This is a genomic window from Primorskyibacter sp. S87, from assembly GCF_049801055.1.
In the GTDB taxonomy this organism is placed as follows: Bacteria; Pseudomonadota; Alphaproteobacteria; order Rhodobacterales; family Rhodobacteraceae; genus JBNAGF01.
In genome coordinates, this window is sequence record NZ_JBNAGF010000002.1 from 80,120 (window position 1) to 96,099 (window position 15,980).

14 protein-coding genes are annotated in these 15,980 nt (G+C 56.0%); 4 read left to right on the forward strand and 10 right to left on the reverse strand.

All coding sequences use genetic code 11. The annotated features are described in order from the left end of the window. Nucleotides 1-9 precede the first annotated feature (9 nt). From ACP15U_RS03825 to ACP15U_RS03835, 3 genes are all read left to right on the forward strand, one after another. Nucleotides 10-1,017 carry a hypothetical protein gene (locus ACP15U_RS03825; RefSeq protein ID WP_425043819.1) on the forward strand — a complete coding sequence of 336 codons (1,008 nt, stop codon included), beginning with the start codon at nucleotides 10-12 and terminating at the stop codon, nucleotides 1,015-1,017. After that, the gene (locus ACP15U_RS03830) at nucleotides 1,014-1,481 is read left to right on the forward strand and encodes a hypothetical protein (protein WP_425043820.1); all 468 of its coding nucleotides are present in this window, start codon (nucleotides 1,014-1,016) and stop codon (nucleotides 1,479-1,481) included. The genes ACP15U_RS03825 and ACP15U_RS03830 overlap by 4 nt, the downstream gene beginning before the upstream one ends. 289 nt (nucleotides 1,482-1,770) lie before the next feature. After that, a complete protein-coding gene (locus ACP15U_RS03835) occupies nucleotides 1,771-2,574 on the forward strand; it encodes a hypothetical protein (protein WP_425043821.1) in 804 nt (267 codons plus the stop codon). Between the two features lie 174 nt (nucleotides 2,575-2,748). On the opposite strand, the gene ACP15U_RS03840 is transcribed toward ACP15U_RS03835, so the two are convergent. The 6 genes from ACP15U_RS03840 to ACP15U_RS03865 all read right to left on the reverse strand — a co-directional run bounded on the left by ACP15U_RS03840 (nucleotide 2,749) and on the right by ACP15U_RS03865 (nucleotide 10,037). Next, nucleotides 2,749-3,846: a hypothetical protein gene (locus tag ACP15U_RS03840; RefSeq protein ID WP_425043822.1), complete on the reverse strand. Its 1,098-nt coding sequence runs from the start codon at nucleotides 3,844-3,846 to the stop codon at nucleotides 2,749-2,751. Nucleotides 3,847-4,523: 677 nt separating this feature from the next. Further along, nucleotides 4,524-5,657, reverse strand: a complete 1,134-nt coding sequence (locus ACP15U_RS03845; RefSeq protein WP_425043823.1) for a response regulator — start codon at nucleotides 5,655-5,657, stop codon at nucleotides 4,524-4,526. A gap of 277 nt (nucleotides 5,658-5,934) precedes the next feature. Continuing rightward, nucleotides 5,935-6,684 (reverse strand): acyl-homoserine-lactone synthase, encoded by a 750-nt coding sequence (locus ACP15U_RS03850; protein WP_425043824.1) that lies wholly within the window; start codon nucleotides 6,682-6,684, stop codon nucleotides 5,935-5,937. A 277-nt stretch (nucleotides 6,685-6,961) separates the two neighbouring features. Next, on the reverse strand, nucleotides 6,962-8,344 hold the full coding sequence (locus ACP15U_RS03855) for a sensor histidine kinase (RefSeq protein WP_425043825.1): 1,383 nt from the start codon (nucleotides 8,342-8,344) through the stop codon (nucleotides 6,962-6,964). A 112-nt stretch (nucleotides 8,345-8,456) separates the two neighbouring features. Next, nucleotides 8,457-9,167, reverse strand: coding sequence for a hypothetical protein (locus tag ACP15U_RS03860; RefSeq protein ID WP_425043826.1), 711 nt, complete (start codon nucleotides 9,165-9,167; stop codon nucleotides 8,457-8,459). 153 nt (nucleotides 9,168-9,320) lie between these two features. Next, nucleotides 9,321-10,037 carry an outer membrane beta-barrel protein gene (locus ACP15U_RS03865; RefSeq protein WP_425043827.1) on the reverse strand — a complete coding sequence of 239 codons (717 nt, stop codon included), beginning with the start codon at nucleotides 10,035-10,037 and terminating at the stop codon, nucleotides 9,321-9,323. 476 nt (nucleotides 10,038-10,513) lie between these two features. On the opposite strand from ACP15U_RS03865, the gene ACP15U_RS03870 reads away from it, so the two are divergent. Further along, complete coding sequence (locus ACP15U_RS03870; protein WP_425043828.1) at nucleotides 10,514-11,545, forward strand: NAD-dependent epimerase/dehydratase family protein; 1,032 nt, start codon at nucleotides 10,514-10,516, stop codon at nucleotides 11,543-11,545. Nucleotides 11,546-11,633: 88 nt separating this feature from the next. On the opposite strand, the gene ACP15U_RS03875 is transcribed toward ACP15U_RS03870, so the two are convergent. From ACP15U_RS03875 to ACP15U_RS03890, 4 genes are read right to left on the reverse strand one after another with little or no spacing between them, the layout of a single operon-like run. Next, the gene (locus ACP15U_RS03875; RefSeq protein ID WP_425044270.1) at nucleotides 11,634-12,779 is read right to left on the reverse strand and encodes an iron-containing alcohol dehydrogenase; all 1,146 of its coding nucleotides are present in this window, start codon (nucleotides 12,777-12,779) and stop codon (nucleotides 11,634-11,636) included. 15 nt (nucleotides 12,780-12,794) lie between these two features. Continuing rightward, nucleotides 12,795-14,171, reverse strand: coding sequence for an aldehyde dehydrogenase family protein (locus tag ACP15U_RS03880; protein ID WP_425043829.1), 1,377 nt, complete (start codon nucleotides 14,169-14,171; stop codon nucleotides 12,795-12,797). A 13-nt stretch (nucleotides 14,172-14,184) separates the two neighbouring features. Further along, nucleotides 14,185-14,580, reverse strand: a complete 396-nt coding sequence (locus tag ACP15U_RS03885; RefSeq protein ID WP_425043830.1) for a YybH family protein — start codon at nucleotides 14,578-14,580, stop codon at nucleotides 14,185-14,187. 3 nt (nucleotides 14,581-14,583) lie between these two features. Further along, a complete protein-coding gene (locus tag ACP15U_RS03890) occupies nucleotides 14,584-15,948 on the reverse strand; it encodes a glutamine synthetase family protein (protein ID WP_425043831.1) in 1,365 nt (454 codons plus the stop codon). Nucleotides 15,949-15,980: the final 32 nt, after the last annotated feature.

The window sequence follows — 15,980 nt, forward strand, 5'->3', positions numbered from 1 at the left end:
CACCCCTTGATGCTGATGGGAGAACCCGGCTGGCTGGACGATCTGGCAAGGCTGAAATCTCGCATTGGCGTGCTGACTTTCGAACCATCCATCAGCTTCGACAGCAAGGACAACCCGCGCATCACCGAGGATCACGGCGCACCGCGCTTCCACCCTGTGATGATGTCCGAGTTCGCAGTCAACGTGATGCTGATGCAGGCCACCGACGCACCATCAGCCGTGTTGCTTGCGATGATGAAGCTGTTGTCGTTCGCTGGCCGACGAGATCGCGTGCACGGTGTCACAGTCGAAGGTAGGCAGAAGGTGGTCGATCCGGCGCACGTTCGCACGGATCTGGACCACGGACGCAGCCACGTGACCCTTGTGCCGACGCGTTGCATCGCACCGCCTGACTTCACACTCGACAGGCTGGTGGATGCGATGAACCCCGACAGACCGATGATGGAACACTTGATGCGACACGGTGCGTTGAACGGCTGGCCTGATGATGCGCAACGGCTGTTCGACTTGATCTGCGACCGCCCAGAGTGGACACTTGAGCAGGCGGCGACTGGCTTGGCGCAGTTGAAGCAGCTTGGCCTAGTCGTGATGCCCGAAGCTGACGTGCCAGTGGTTCACCCCGCACACTTCGCACAGATGCCAGCCGGGATGGTCAGCAGTGCCGCACAGACGATGGACACGCACAGGGACAAGAAAGACCTATTGAACGATGACGGCACCATCGACGGCACGAAGATCGCCAACGCACCAGAACCCGGCACAACGCAAGGCAGCAAACGGAAAAAGGCACGCAGATTGTCGAAGAACCAACGGCTGCAACGGCGTGTCGAGGACCGCAACGAGCAGATCGCAGAGATGGAGATTTCTCACTCTCTCGAGTTGGCGGCGAAGGACGAACGCATCGCAGAGTTGGAAGCTGAATTGTCTATACATGCTGGCATCTCAGCTGCAACGTTCGACGTTCCAGATGGCGTGAGCATCGACGGCAGCAAGCAGGGCAAGAGATCAAGACGATGACAAAGCGCAAACACACTGTCAGTGCGAAGGAGCGTGCAGCGTTCAACCGGCTGGAAAAGATGAAGCAGGCAGCACTGGCGGGCGCGACGCTGCCACTCAGCAACAACGCCGCCGCGCGTGCATTGTCCACAGTCTCACCCGAGGCACGGCGTCTGTTGCTTGGGATGATCGCGGTGAACGCGGATAAGGGCGGCGGCAGTTGCAACTTCGAGGACGCAATGCGTGCGCTAGGTGGCAAAACGCTGACGTGGCAGGTTCTGGACGAACTGCACACCGTTGGCTTGATGCGCTTCAACAACAAGGGAAACCACGAGATGCATCCGTTGTTTGGTAGCATCGCACATCGCTTGTTTGAGTTTGGTCACGACGCAGATGGCGGAGGCAAGGGCGTTGACGTAGGCACCAACACTGCGTTGTATGAAAAACGGGGTCACTTGGTCCTAGTGAGCAGTTCAATCGGCTAAGCTTGGCAACAAGCCCTGCAACCCATCCTGCCGAAGGCGACCGATGGGACGTGTACACCGTCTCAATAGGATGAACGACAAGCTCTCCATCTTCGAGCGAAAGAGTGTCGCAGCAGTCACAGCTGAAGCGTGTGCCCACTGAGCTAACGCTAGAAGGCCATGCACACACATCGGTAAGTGCGATGAGAGGCTATTTTGGCGATTGAAAGCGTAGTCCATTGTAAAACGCGGATGTGGCAAACAAAATACGCCAATGAAACGGTGTACGAACAATAACAGGCAATAAGCAATGGCTGACCGCAACAGCAATAATGACGCGAGCAAACTAGATGTAGATCCAATTCAGCGAGCAAAGGGATACACTGATCAATTAGTCAATCTGGTAATCGCTGCAGCGGCAGCAAATGAGAACACTCGCCACGTAGTTTACTCTCGGCATTTGGCCGAACAGATACCACGCTCCTATGCCGCTAACGCATTCCGGGAACTACAGGATTCTTTGCTTTACTATTCAGTTGTGCGAGCATGTGCACTGTTTGACCGTGCAGGGAATGACAAGGTTAGCTTACATACCGTCATCAATGCGTTCCCAAACAAGCGAGCGGTCAAGAAGGTCGCGCGCGAACGGAAGTTCAGCCACATCAATCAGGGTGAACCGCGCAGCTGGACTCCGGAAGAAGACCCAGAGCTACAGGAATTGCTGCGGCAGCATTGGCGGCAAGAATTCGAACGGCGTGGCAATCGCGCTGAGCAAGTGACCTACAAGCAACTACGTGTGGCCAAGAAGATCATTGATCGCGCAGAGCGCCTTTTTATCGCTAACCACCTGCGACCTTTCCGAGACAACTTCATCGCGCACAATATCTCCGAGGAAGCTCGTGCCGGGGGAAAAGTCAGTTTCGTGCTGGGTATGGAGGACAAAGCCGTTCAATATGCCAAGTGCGCAGTAGACCTGCTGCACCAAGCATTGAATGGCACGGGGTTCGATTGGGACGGCTTGGAAAAAATGCAAAAAAGGAACGCAGAAGAGCTGTGGAATAACCTGTCGTTCAAACTTCCCGACCGGGGCGCTGTCAGATCACATCGAAACTAATTCAGTTGAACAAACACTACCCTTGCGGCGCAATGTAGGCGCGAATGACTGTCAAGCAGCGGGTCTCGCACTTCCTCGTCCTGCATTAGGATGTCTTTCTTCTTCGCGGCACGCCAAAAGGTCATTTTCGCACTAAAAGTTGTTTAGCGGATGGGCACAACGTGTGCATTCGTGTCACACTTTGCTGAAAGCATCCCTGCACTCTTCAACCGCACGTTTCGCTTTCCAAGTGTCACCGTATCCGGTGGGCAAGTCAGTTCGCTGAATGACGGTCTTACCATTCATCAGCCAAATTATTCCATTTTGATTTATTTTGTTGATGATTGCTTTGGCATTGTGGGTACTGAAAACCCCCGACGCACTCTTGCGATATGTATTTGTTTCATCTGCTTGGTAGTGGGTGCCATCAACGGTTACAAACATGGTGCCGCCTTGGAATGATCCCGCATCAAGAGCGTTTAGGACAACGCGCGCTCCGCCACTCATGTAAAAGGATACATCAACGACAGTAGCGTTGTTTCTTTGTAAGCGAAGTTCGCATGTAGTTTCGCCGCTATTGTATCGCCGCCAAGCCGTGTGCCATTGACCGAATTGGTTGTTGTTGATTTCTTCGTACTTAAAGCGATCCGGTCGATCGATAGAGAAGGACATGTTTCTGGCGTACCGTGCTCCGACGGAACCCAGTACGAACAGTGCAACGACCGCAATTGTGCCAACTATGCCAAGTATCGACCAGATCAGGTTTCTTTCCTCGCTCTTGGGACCTCGGTCACGCTTATGGGCAGTGCGACCATGCTCTAGCTCGCTCGAAAGGGCGCCGCCGCCTATGCCAGGAACATTTTTGTATATGTCTGGGACATACTTGTTGGCAGGCTCCTTTGCAGCCTCTTCTGTGACAGCGGTTTTCATTCTTGGCGTAGTTTTTGCCAAGTCCTCAACCGTCGTTTCGACTAAGCTGCCGTATCGGTTTCGGTCTTGTCGCATTCGAAGAGAAACACCGAGTTTCGCCAAACCGAAAGAAGCAAAACCTACGACCGCAACCCCAATGACTGTCCCAATTAAAACATCATCTGCTGGTGCCATCCCTTGCCCAGTAATTTTGGACAGAGATGACATGGCCAGCTGATTGACAATACTCGACGCCAACTTCAAACCCGCGAACACCCATCCAATCCATTTCGGATTGACCTTGGGAAATGCGAAGCCAATCAGAAAAGGGATAGCAAGGTATACACCTAATACTAAACCAAAAAACATCATTTCAATTTCCACTTGTATTTGCCCCCTGGCTGAGAGATTCACAAAATTTTTGACTTATGGAATGACATGAGCCGCTATCAAGCGTGCTCAGCGCGCTAATGTATTTGGACAAAAATGTAATGCCGCCGTTCACAAAGTAATTGCGATTGCATGCCATTAATTTGTGAAGTTACGCCACATTGAGGATCACTGCCTTGCAAATGACGTGTTGGAGTGCACGACTGACCTCACCTCCTCAGCAGCGCACTTCAAACACCCCGGTTTGGAAAGTTGGCGGGGGATATGTGAAACTTGCGTGGGGTACGTGCACTCGGGCACTCTGCTGCAGCGCTGCGCCTCCGCTGCAGTTGTACTGCCATTTAGCATGTTTTGGTCACACAACCGGAGTGTTGTTGCGAGCGCAGCGCTACGCTGAATTGTTGCGTTCCTCACCTGCGCGTGCGACACTCAAGGCACTGACAACACATGACATCAGAAGTGTATGGGTGCACGTGATGACAGTGGGCTACGGTGCGACGCTGAGCACGCAGAATGGGATGGAGCGCTTCGTTCACATCGAAGATGTCAGGAGTTCAAATCTCTTATCACCCACCATTTCCTCTTTGAATGATTGGTTGATCAGAACGAAAAACCGCCCGTCAGAGCGCTGACAGGCGGTTGCAGAATATATCTGCAAAAGGACGGGGAAATCACTTTTGGTGAAGATAGGTTTCTTCGCCAAACAGCTCTCGCAAAACCCGTTCGTAGACCCGGCGGCGGGAGTGGGGGGAGCCTCCGACAACGGCACGCCGTCCGGTCTCGCATTCCAACTCCAGTTCGGCCTGCAATTCCGCCTCGCGCACACCGACGCTGTCCACGGCTTTGTTCAGCGCGCTCAACGCCCCTGAGCGGGACAGGGACCGCAATGGCACCTTTTGACCGACCAGAACGTGGACCCAGGCGTTGGAGCGTCGTGATCCAAGCAAGGTGCCGACGATGTGGTTGAGGGTTTCCTCATTCGGGTAGTCGGTCGGGCTGAGGCGCCCGTGGGTCACGGAAAGGAAAACCCCGTTGCCGCGATAGGTCAGGATGCTTCCGATATCCCTTGTGGTCTTGGCGATGCCGGTTGCCACGTCCTGAAGCACTCTGCGGAAATCTCCGCAGTTGGTCATATCATAGAAGAATTCGGCATCTTGCAGTTTGAACGCGATCGCGTTCGAGCTGAACAGACGCCCATGCGACAGTTGCATGATGTAGTTATCGAACTCGACATAACGCAGGAACCGGTCGACGCCTTCGATGGTGATCGGATCGTCGATGTTGAATTGCTGGTTGTGCTCCAACTCTTCTTTCAACTGTATCGCTTCGTCAGCGCTCCTGCGGGTTTTCTGCCGTTCCTGCACCAAACGGGTGGCCGTTGTCATCCTGCTGCGCAGTTCCAGCAGCTCGAAAGGCTTGGTGACATAATCGCTTGCGCCGGCCAGAAAGGCCTCGTCGACATATTTACGATCGGCCATCGCCGTCAGCATGATAACAGGGGTATCAGCATAGTCGGGGTGCTTTCGCACTTCCTCGAGCAGCTGGATTCCGTCGACGTCCGGCATCTGAATGTCGAACAACAAGCAATCAAAGGGCTTTTTCTGCCGCTTGATTGTCTTCAGGGCGCTGGCAGCGGAATTGGCGATGGAGACGTCATAGTTCTCCAAGGCAACCAGGGCGGTCTTCAGCAGCTCAAGAATGCTGGGCTCGTCATCAACGACCAGCACACTGAGCTTGGTATGCTTCTGCGCGCGTTGCTCCAGTTTTCTCTGAAACCTGTCATTTCCGTTCAATTCAGCATTCATGGTTCAAAACCAAATAATTTTCCCATCTCCCTAATTCCTAGTTTACAACTCGGACGAGAACGGGGCTGAACTCAGGCGGAATTGGGGCTGTAGCCCCCGGATTGTGGTGTTTTGATGGCTTGAATGGGGGATTTCGGCGTCAATCCCCTGCCGGAGGCGGGATCATCCACGAATTGGAAACGAAAAGGGTTAAAACACTTTTGAGTTGATTCGAATTCCAATTGCTGCAGGTTCATGCGCTGCGAATCCTGTATCGTCAAGACCGCGTATCGGTCTTTCAGTTCACAAACCTGGTGGTGTTAAACAAAACAGATTGGCTGACTGTCCCATCGATCGAGAACTTTGCACCAATCGGAGTTGCACCGACATCCAGCCGCCGGGCCCAGCGGGACCAGATCGCCGGAACGATCCCCAGAATATGCGTCGCACCGCCGCTTTGTGCCGCGCGGCGCATCTGTTCGAACAAGGTGTTCTGAACCTGCAACCTGCGCGAAGCGGGAACCTTGTCGGTGATGAAAAACCGCGAAGCTTCCCAGATATGTTCCTCGACCGGCGCGCGGAAAAACAGAACGTCGGTGGGGATGTCCACCAGAATACCACTCTGGGCATCTCTCAGCATGTAGCTGTACATGCCTACCTGGGCGGTTGTCGGCAGCAGCCGCACACCTCCGAGGATTTCTCCGAATTCATGCAGGATGACCCATCGACAGAAAGGGGTGTCGTATTGATCGAACTCCATTCCTTCCGATTCCGGCACATGCCAGTTCAGGCGGTCAACAAAGATCGCGCGCCGGGCTTCCAGGTACTTCACCAGCAGATCGCCATGCTCATGCATGTTGCGAAAGGACATGACCGTGGTCTTGAGCTGGCCTGTCTGGCTGACCGGTTCGCGCTTTGCAGGCGCCGAAACCTTGCGCGCAGGCACCGGAGGGGGGCGATGCCCCACCTTGTCAACAGTCACCGGCTCCAACTCTGGGAAAGCCAGAGAAGCCGGCGCCGTCTGAAAGCGCCCCCGGATTTCGTTCATGGTCTGCCTTGAATTAGCCCCAATCTGCCTCGTTTATGACACGATTTCAGGTTGTGGCGAGACAGCGTAGACGCTTTATGCGGGATTCCGCGCAATTTCAGAAAAGCGACGCAATTTTGCAACGGATCTGGCCCGGATGTGTGGATCCGGTGACGTAGTCGCCTGTGGGTAACTCAATTTTAACCTTTAGTTGTCGCTGCGTTACCCTAAAGTATCGACTTTTTTCGGAAACAGCCCAAAGGGGTATAACGAGAACGTGATGGGTCCTTTAAGATGTTCACATCGTTGATTCGCGATGTTCGAATGCGGTGAACTCGACAAAGAACTTGGTTCCCTGACCCAGTTCGCTCTCGTAGTCGATGGTGCCGTTCAGGTGTTCCACGATTTCCTTGGAAATGGACATGCCCAGACCTGTTCCGCCCACCTGTCGGCGGTCTGAGGAATCAAGCTGCGTGAACCGATCGAACACCTTGTCGCGCGCACCTTCCGGTATGCCGACGCCATGGTCACGGATGGTGATCCTGACCTTGTCCCCAGCGCGTTGACAACCGACCTCAACAATCCCGCCTTCGTTGGAAAACTTGATGCCGTTTGAGATAATGTTGGACATGACCTGCATCAGGCGCGCTTCGTCGCCCTCGATAAAGAGAGGATCCTCGTCCTCGATGCAATTCGTGACCGACACACCGTGAGTCTCGGCATAACCGCCGGAACAGGAAACAGCCTCGTCGATCAGGGTCTGCACATTCAACACTTCGATGCGATATGTCATTTCGCCGGACTCGATTTTCTGCAGGTCCAGAACGTCGTCGATCAGTTCTGACAAACGGGAGCTGTTCCTGCCAGCGAGCTGCACCAGGCTTTGCATCTGCTCGGGAATTTCACCCATGGCCCCGGAGTTGAGAAGGTCCAGAGAGCCCTTGATCGATGTCAGCGGCGTGCGGAGTTCGTGGGAAACCGTCGATACGAATTGGGATTTGGCTAAGTAGGCGGCCTTGGTGCGTTCATGTTCGTTTCGAAGGGTTTCAAGTTGAAGCAGGTTCTTGCGATAGAGATTCAGAAACACGATCGAACAGTCGATCAGAAAATACATGACGAAGACTACGGTAAAGAAATGCAGCCACAGGTCCGATGACAGGGGCGGGTTTTCGGCCCAAATGTCTTCCAGCACGATGATCATGAACGAGACGCCATACATCACCAGCCGCAACACGAGGGCCATGACGATCTGGTGATTGTTCATGGCCGCAAACAGAGCAGCGGCGAACAGGAAAAACAGCGGGGTAAAATGGCCGCCTGCCTCCTGCTGAAGTGCGACGGTCACCGCATACATGCAAATTGCTGTCGCACTGACAAGCGTATTGACGAGGATACAGGTGAAGTAGAACAGGATCGCCCGGTGTTCGTCGTCGCGAAGTTCCGCCACACGTCGGGCCAGAAGCAGGTCCCAGAATTCGCAAAGCATGATGCAGCCGTAGAACAGCGAAGCCTTGAACGGGTCAAAGTAGAACGCGGTCAGAAGGGTGGCGGCCAGAAAGATCAGCTGGCGCTGCCACAACAGGCTCACGCTCATCAGCGTGTAGTCTTTCAGGTTCTGCAGCAGCCGGGCATTATTGACGAATGCAGTTTGACCCGGCTGTGACACCTCGGATAACGCCATGACCTGACCTGTTTCATTGCGGAACGGTTGCTAAGTGGCATGCCATTGGGGTGCCATTGGGTCCGCAATCTGGTCATTCTGGGGCAGGGTGGCTGGCTGCCCCTCAGCAACGCTACATGCCCGGGAGGATGTCTATTATTGCGCGGCGGCCGAATGTCGTTCCTGGGCGCTCTCCCAGATCAAAGCTCAGTCCGAGCCCAAAAAACGCGTCATTGGCCTTGTTGTTGGATATCCGAGCATTGCCGGTGCCAAGCTCTCCGTAGAGGTTCACCCCGCTGCCAAGCGCAAAATCGGCTCCAATTGCAAGCCGTGTCAGATCTGAACCGGTCTTGTTGTCGAGGTAATCCACCTTGGCGTTGAGGCTCAGGCGGTTGTTTACATCGCTGCTGAGTTTGCCGCCGAGACCGGTCGCATAGGCCCCCTGTACGCGTCCACGGGACAGGTAGCCCTCCAGCGTTATGCCAGTGAAATCGTAAACACCTTCGATACCGAAGAAATTTCGGTCGATGGTGTTTTCGTCCTCGGTGCCCCAGAAGGCGCCGACCGCTCCGCCATAGTCGAAATGATAGATACCGTGCAGCGTGCCAGCGCGACCACTGGTGCCGCTTTGCCCGAACTTGTAGGTGCCTACATCAAGCTGGGCGGAAAACTCGGGGCCAATGCCAAGCTCGAAAGATCCGCGCAAAGCCTGCCGCGTTCCCTTTGAACTGCTGGTGAACTGATAGTGGGAAACATCCACATTGGCGCCGCTCAATTCGTTGGAACTGCCAGCCTGAGGCATGAAACCAATGGCGAACACCGCCGCTACCGCACGGAAGTTCATTTCTACTGCTCCTTTGGGTTTGGCGCATTGCTGCACCGGCGCTTTGCGCGCTCTGGTGTTCCGACGTCTAGCGGACGCGGTGAATCAGGTAAAGAGTGTGAATCCAAAGGGGTTTCCCCGGCGCAGATGCGCCGGAGAGGATAGGGTTCCGGATCAGAGGCCGGGGATCTTGTCCAACAAGCCGCGGCGGCCAAAGGTGGTGCCACGCGCTGCGCCGAGATCATAGCGGAAGCCCAGAGCAATAAACGGCTCGTTTCCACTTACGCCGAATGCGCTGGCGCGGGCGCTGCCGATTTCGCCATAAAGTTTGGCGCCTTCTCCAAAGTTGTAGTCGGCACCGACACTCGCCCGCGAGAAATTGACGCCGGCCGGGGCGTCCACATAGTCGATCTGGGCGTTCAGGTTAAACTGATCCGACACCGCGCCTTCAACTTTGGCGCCGAGAAGTGTGCTGTTGGATCCAGCCTGCCCATCGTCCCGTGCGACATATGCCTCAAGACCGGCCTGCGGACCGATCTCGAAACCACCTTCGATGCCATAAAACGTGGCGTCCGCTGAGTTGAGGCTGTCACGACCGAGAAACAGACCAACTGACGCCGAGTTGCTGACATGAAATACGCCATGTAGGGTCGCCGTGGTTCCTGTTTCGCTGATCTGGCCGAAATTGTAGGCTGCAAGATCAAGTTGCAGGCCGAATACCCGGGAAAAGCCAAGCTCTCCGGAACCGGCCAGTTTCCAGCTCGATACGCTGGTGTCGTCGGTGAAGGCCGAGTATCCGATGTCTACATAGCCACCGGTAATCTCGGCGGCCTGAGCACTGGTTACGGCCAGACCAGCGGCGCATGCCGCGGCAAGCGTTACACGTTTCAAATTGCTGCTCCTTTTGCCTGTTGCGCGTCATTTTGTGGCGCGCTGGTGCTGATGCACTCTAGCGTCATGGATAGGCGTGAAATCCGATTGGGAAAAGGGTGGTTGCTCGGGATGCGCACGATGTCGCTTGTGTGTTGCATGCGATACACAACTCAGGTTTGTGGTGGGGCGGTGCCTGCCGGCACGTCTCTTCTTTCAACACGCACCTGATTTGGTCCGGGCATCTCACAGTTGATGGTGGTCGGCATGCGAAACACTGTGCAGCCTTTGGAGGCAATCCGGTTTCTTGCGGAGATTTGTTTCCCATACCGGCGGAAAATTGTTGAAATGCCGTCACGATCTGCCGGTAAGCAAAATAGGTTGCGCATTCGAAAACGAAATCTTGATATGGTATTTTACTTGCCCCATACCGCTTTGGGTGAATGGTAGGGCAAGTGCTCATTTTGTGTCTTAAAGCAGTTTAGAAGTGTTTTCATATGAACAGCAGTGATCGAACCAAATTGCCCCGCAACGAAGCCAAGCAGGTTGTTACCGGCGGGTTTGGGATGCTGGGGTCGAACCTCGTCAGTAAGATGGCCGGGGACGGGTATCAGGTTGTCGTCATCGACAATGATTTCAGAGGCATGAAAAAACATGCTTTGGCATTGTGGGACGAACACGGCGTGACGGACCGTATCCGTCTGATCGAGGCCGATATTCGCGAAGTGGCGATGACCCCGGATCAGCATCCGGATCTCGACGGGGCGGGATGCTTGATCCACCTGGCGGATGTGGTGGCAGGTATCGGCTACGTTTTTGGTAACCAATACAAGATCCTGCACGAGAACATCGAAATCGATAGGGCTGCGTTCGAACTAGCTTCGGCTTTACAGGTCTCAAAGCTGATCTATGCTTCGACGGCCTGCGCCTTTAACCAGACCAAGCAGCGGTCGCTGGACTCGCGTATTTCGATCAAGTCGGATCTCTATCCGGCCTATCCCGAAAGCACCTATGGCTGGGCCAAGACGGTTGGGGACATTTCGCTGGAAAACCTCGCTCCGGATCTGGGTATCGCCAAGACGACCATCTTTTTTCACAACCTTATCGGCACGCCATGTGATTTCTGGTCTGAGAAGTCGCAGTTTCTGCCGGCGATTTCAAAGCGCGCAGTTGATGTATTGCAAGAGGAGAGCCCCTCGCTCACCGTTTGGGGGTCGGGAAAGCAGGGCCGGGCCTTGGTGCCGGTTCCATTGGCCGTTGCCGCAATCGAACACGCTGTCAGGAATCCGTCCCGTTATTACCACGTGGGGCCGGAATTCTGCACCTCTGTTCTGGAGGTTGCCCAGTTGGTGACGCGCAACCTTGGCCGGGACTACTTGATCGAATTCGATACGACAAAGCCCGAAGGCGATATCGGACGCTCAGTTGATCCGGACGAAGAATGCAAGGTGCCGGGGATGGAAATCTCGCAACAGGATGTAGAAGCGGCCATCGGAGAAACCGTGAAATGGATCTCCGACCGGAGCTGATCGATTTTCTGGCGCACGCGCCCCAATCGGAATTATCCAAGCAAAGGTGACGGTGTTGCGGCGGGCGATCTGTGCCCGCCCCGTTTTCCTACAGCAACTTCTCGAACAGGGCGCGTGTGTTTTCGGTAGTCATCTCCACCGGATTTCCCCCCGTCGAAGGGTCGTTCAGAGCATCGCGGACCAGTATGTCTAGGTCAGGATCTGTTACGCCAAGTTCGGAAAGAGTTCTGGGAATGCCAAGCGCTGCATTCAGTTCGTCCACGTAAGCAGCAAACCCGTCGAATCCACCCTGAATGCCAAGATAGTCGGCGGCCTGAGACAAAACCTTTTCTGCTTTTGGTCGGTTGAACTGCAAAACGGCGGGCATGCACACGGCGTTTGTGGTTCCGTGGTGGGTATGATGATGGGCTCCAATCGGATGAGACAGGGCGTGAATTGCACCGAGCCCCTTCTGAAACGCTGTCGCCCCCATTGCTGCCGCGCTCATCATGTGCGCCCGGGCCTCGAGATCTGCACCATCGGCATAGGCGCGCGGCAGGTTGTCCTTGACCAGACGCATTCCCTCCAGAGCCATCCCTTGGCTCATCGGGTGATAGTGCGGCGAGCAGAATGCTTCGACACAATGGGCGAACGCATCAAGACCGGTGCCTGCAGTGATGAATTTCGGCATGCCCACGGTCAGTTCCGGATCGCAAATGACCTGAACAGGCAGCATCTTTGGGTGAAAGATGATTTTTTTCTCGTGGGTTTCCGAATTCGTAATGACACCCGCGCGTCCGACTTCGGAACCGGTTCCAGCGGTGGTGGGCACTGCGACGATCGGATGAATGCCTTCGGGGTCGGCACGGGTCCACCAATCGCCGATATCCTCGAAATCCCACAGCGGGCGTGACTGGCCAGCCATGAAAGCAAGCGTCTTGCCAAGATCCAGGCCCGAGCCGCCGCCAAAGGCCACAACGCCGTCATAGCCGCCTTCGCGATACTGCTTCAGCCCGGCATCGACATTCTGGTCGGTTGGGTTTGGGTCCACATCCGAGAACATTGCCCGGCCAAGACCTCCTTGCTCAAGAAGATCGAGCGTTCGGCGGGTGATGTCCATATCTGCAAGCCCCTTGTCGGTGACCAGCAGCGGCCGCGTGATGCCTGCGGCTGTGCAGGCTTCGGCGATTTCAGAGATCCGGCCGGCACCAAAACGGATGGCGGTAGGATACGACCAGTTTCCGGTCAGGTTCAGTGCAGTCATCGGGACTTATGCCTTCTTCAGATGATAGGATTTGGGTCGGGTGAGCGCGTGGAAACCCAGCACGGAAAGTCCGGCGCCTCGCCCGGTATCCTTGCAGCCGGTCCAGCACAGCGCGGGATCCAGATAGTCGCATCGGTTCATGAAAACCGTGCCGGTTTCGAGCCGGCGTCCGATTTCGTTTGCCGCGTCCGTGTCCTGTGTCCAGATTGAAGCGGTCAGGCCGAACTGGCAGTCATTCATCAACGCGATCGCCTCTTCGTCGTCCCGGACCGGCATGATGCCGACAACCGGACCAAAACTCTCCTCCCGCATGACATCCATATCATGGGTCACGTTGGTCAGGATCTGGGGGGTCAGGTAAGCCTCGCCGTCATCCTGCGCACACCGTTCAATATGGGCCGTCGCGCCCTTGGCCACAGCATCCTCGATGTGATCGCGCACGGTTCGCGCAAACCGAACGTGGGCCATTGGCCCCAGCGTGGTTTCCGGGTCGAGGGGATTACCCAGCTTGTATCCCCTGACCAAAGCAACGGCTTTCTCCACGAATTCGTTAAACAGGCTGCCGTGCACATAGATCCGTTCGATGCCGCAGCAGCATTGGCCTGAATTGAACATTGCCCCGTCGATCAGCGTTTCAACGGCTGCATCCAGTTCGGCATCTTCGCGCACATATCCCGGGTCCTTTCCGCCAAGCTCGGTGGAAACAGGAATGAAGGTGCCGGCCGCAGCACGCTCAAGGGCCTGTCCGCCTCTGACCGAACCGGTGAAATTCACGAAATCCACATGGCGTCCTGAGATCAGAGCAGATGTGGTGTCGTGGTCCAGAACGATGTTCTGAAATACCTCGACCGGAACACCAACGGTATGAAAGGCTTCGGCCATTCGCTCGCCGACCTGAAGCGTCTGAGCGGCATGTTTGAGAAGAACGGTGTTGCCCGCGATCAGGGCAGGGGCCACGGTGTTGATCGCTGTCATATAGGGGTAATTCCACGGCGCGACCGCCAACACCAGCCCATGTGGTTCACGCTCGATTTTTCGAAGGAAAGCATCGCTGTCTTCGATCACGATGGGTGCCAGCGCAGTTTCGGCTATTCCGGCCATGTAGGTGGCTCGTTCTTCCAACCCTCCGAATTCGCCGCCGTAGCGAACCGGCCGCCCCATCTGGTGGGCAAGCTCGATTGCCATCCTCTCTGTTGTCTTGCCGATCTCAGCAACCCCTGCCTGCACCAGAGCGATACGCTCCTCTAGCGGCCGCGCTGCCCAGTGTTTTTGCGCCGCCCGACCATTTTTTGCCGCCGCGATTGCGGCATCTGGCGGTGCAACCGGGCGTTCAAGGTAAATCGATCCATCGATCGGAGAGATGCATTTGACCGTCTGTATCATGGCATTTTCCATATCAGCCGCCTTGTTCTTCGAAATCCGGGTTGAGACTGCTGTGCAGGATCTCCCAACCGTCTGCTGTCCGGACCAGTACGCTCAGGTTTGTGCCGGCTTCCTGTCTCGGTGGTATACCGTTTCCGGCGGGGAGATCGGCCGAGTAGCGCAGCAGCGCGTATCCAAGACGCCCTTCTGCAGCAGCCGAGAGCACGTCCATCGTCTTGTTTTCTTCTCCCTCCAGAAACCACTCCACATGCGCGTCCCGGATCGCGTTCCGGCCGCGCACCGGGGGGCCGAACGGGGAATCGATCCGGCCGTCTGGGTGATACACCGCGGCGCACCCATCGGCATCACCGGCGGCATAGCTGGAGAGATACCGTTCTAGCAGCGATTGCAGTTCCGTTTGAAAGGACATGGATCAAGCCTTTTCAAAACCGCGGGCAATTTCCCAGTCGGTGACCACCCGATCAAACTCTTCCTGCTCCCATTCGGCACAGCGGGTGTAGTGATCGACGACCCAGTCACCCATTGCATCGCGCAGCATGGCAGACCCTCTTAGCGTCTCTACGGCATCCCGGAGCGTCCTTGGGATCTCTCCCGCGTCGGCATTTTCATAAAGATCCCCTGCGGTTGGAGGTGTCAGTTGAAGTTTGTCTTCGACCCCTTTCATGCCCGCGGCGATCAGTGCGGCCTGGGCCAGATAGGGGTTGATGTCCGAACCGCCGATCCGGCATTCCATCCGCACCGCCTTGGTGCCTTCGCCGCAAAGACGGAACCCGGCAGTGCGGTTATCCACCGACCAGACGGTTTTGGTGGGCGCAAAGGTGCCTTTCATGAACCGTTTGTAGCTGTTGACGTAGGGCGCAAGGAAGAACGTGTAATCCGGCGCATACTTGATCATACCGGCGCAGAACTGGCGACCAAGTTCGCTGAGCCCATGCGCCGCGTCTCCGTCAAAGAATGCCGCCTCCTCGCCGCGCCAGAGCGACAGGTGCACATGGCTGGCCGAGCCGACCCGATCGTGATGCCATTTCGGCAGAAAGGATGCCGCGTGGCCTTGCTGATGCGCGATCTCTTTGGTGGCATGTTTGGCGATGGTGTGGTGATCGGCACAGGCCAGTGCGTCGGAGTATCGAATGTTGAGCTCTTCCTGCCCGGCTTCGGCCTCGCCCTTGGTGTTCTCGACCGGGATCCCGGCGGCAAAGAGGTGATTGCGCAGGGGGCGCATCACGTGCTCTTCCTTCGTGGTCTGCAGGATATGGTAATCCTCGTTGTAACCACTGATCGGGGTCAGATCGCGAAACCCACCTGTGCGGATCTGGTCAAAGCTCTGTTCAAAGAGGAAGAACTCCAGTTCGGTCGCCATCATCGGGGTCAGACCCAGCGCCTCGGCGCGGGCGATCTGCGCCTTCAGAACCTCGCGCGGGGAATGCGGCACCGGCGCGTGGGTGTGGTGATCGAGGATGTCGCAGAGCACCATCACCGTGCCTTCGAGCCACGGCATCGGGCGCAGCGTGCTCAGGTCGGGTTTCATCACGTAATCGCCATAGCCCGCTTCCCACGAGGTCGCCCGATAGCCATCCGGTGTCGCCATCTCCAGATCGGTGGCCAGCAGGTAGTTGCAGCAATGGGTTTCCTCATGCGCGCTGTCGAGGAAGTTCTGCGCGTGGAACCGTTTGCCCATGAGGCGGCCCTGCATGTCCACCAGGCACACCAGAACCGTGTCGATTTCGCCGCTAGAGACCTTGCTGCGCAGTTCTTCCAGCGGGGGATTGTCACTCATTGCCATACTTCTGTCTTCCTGTACGCGCAGGT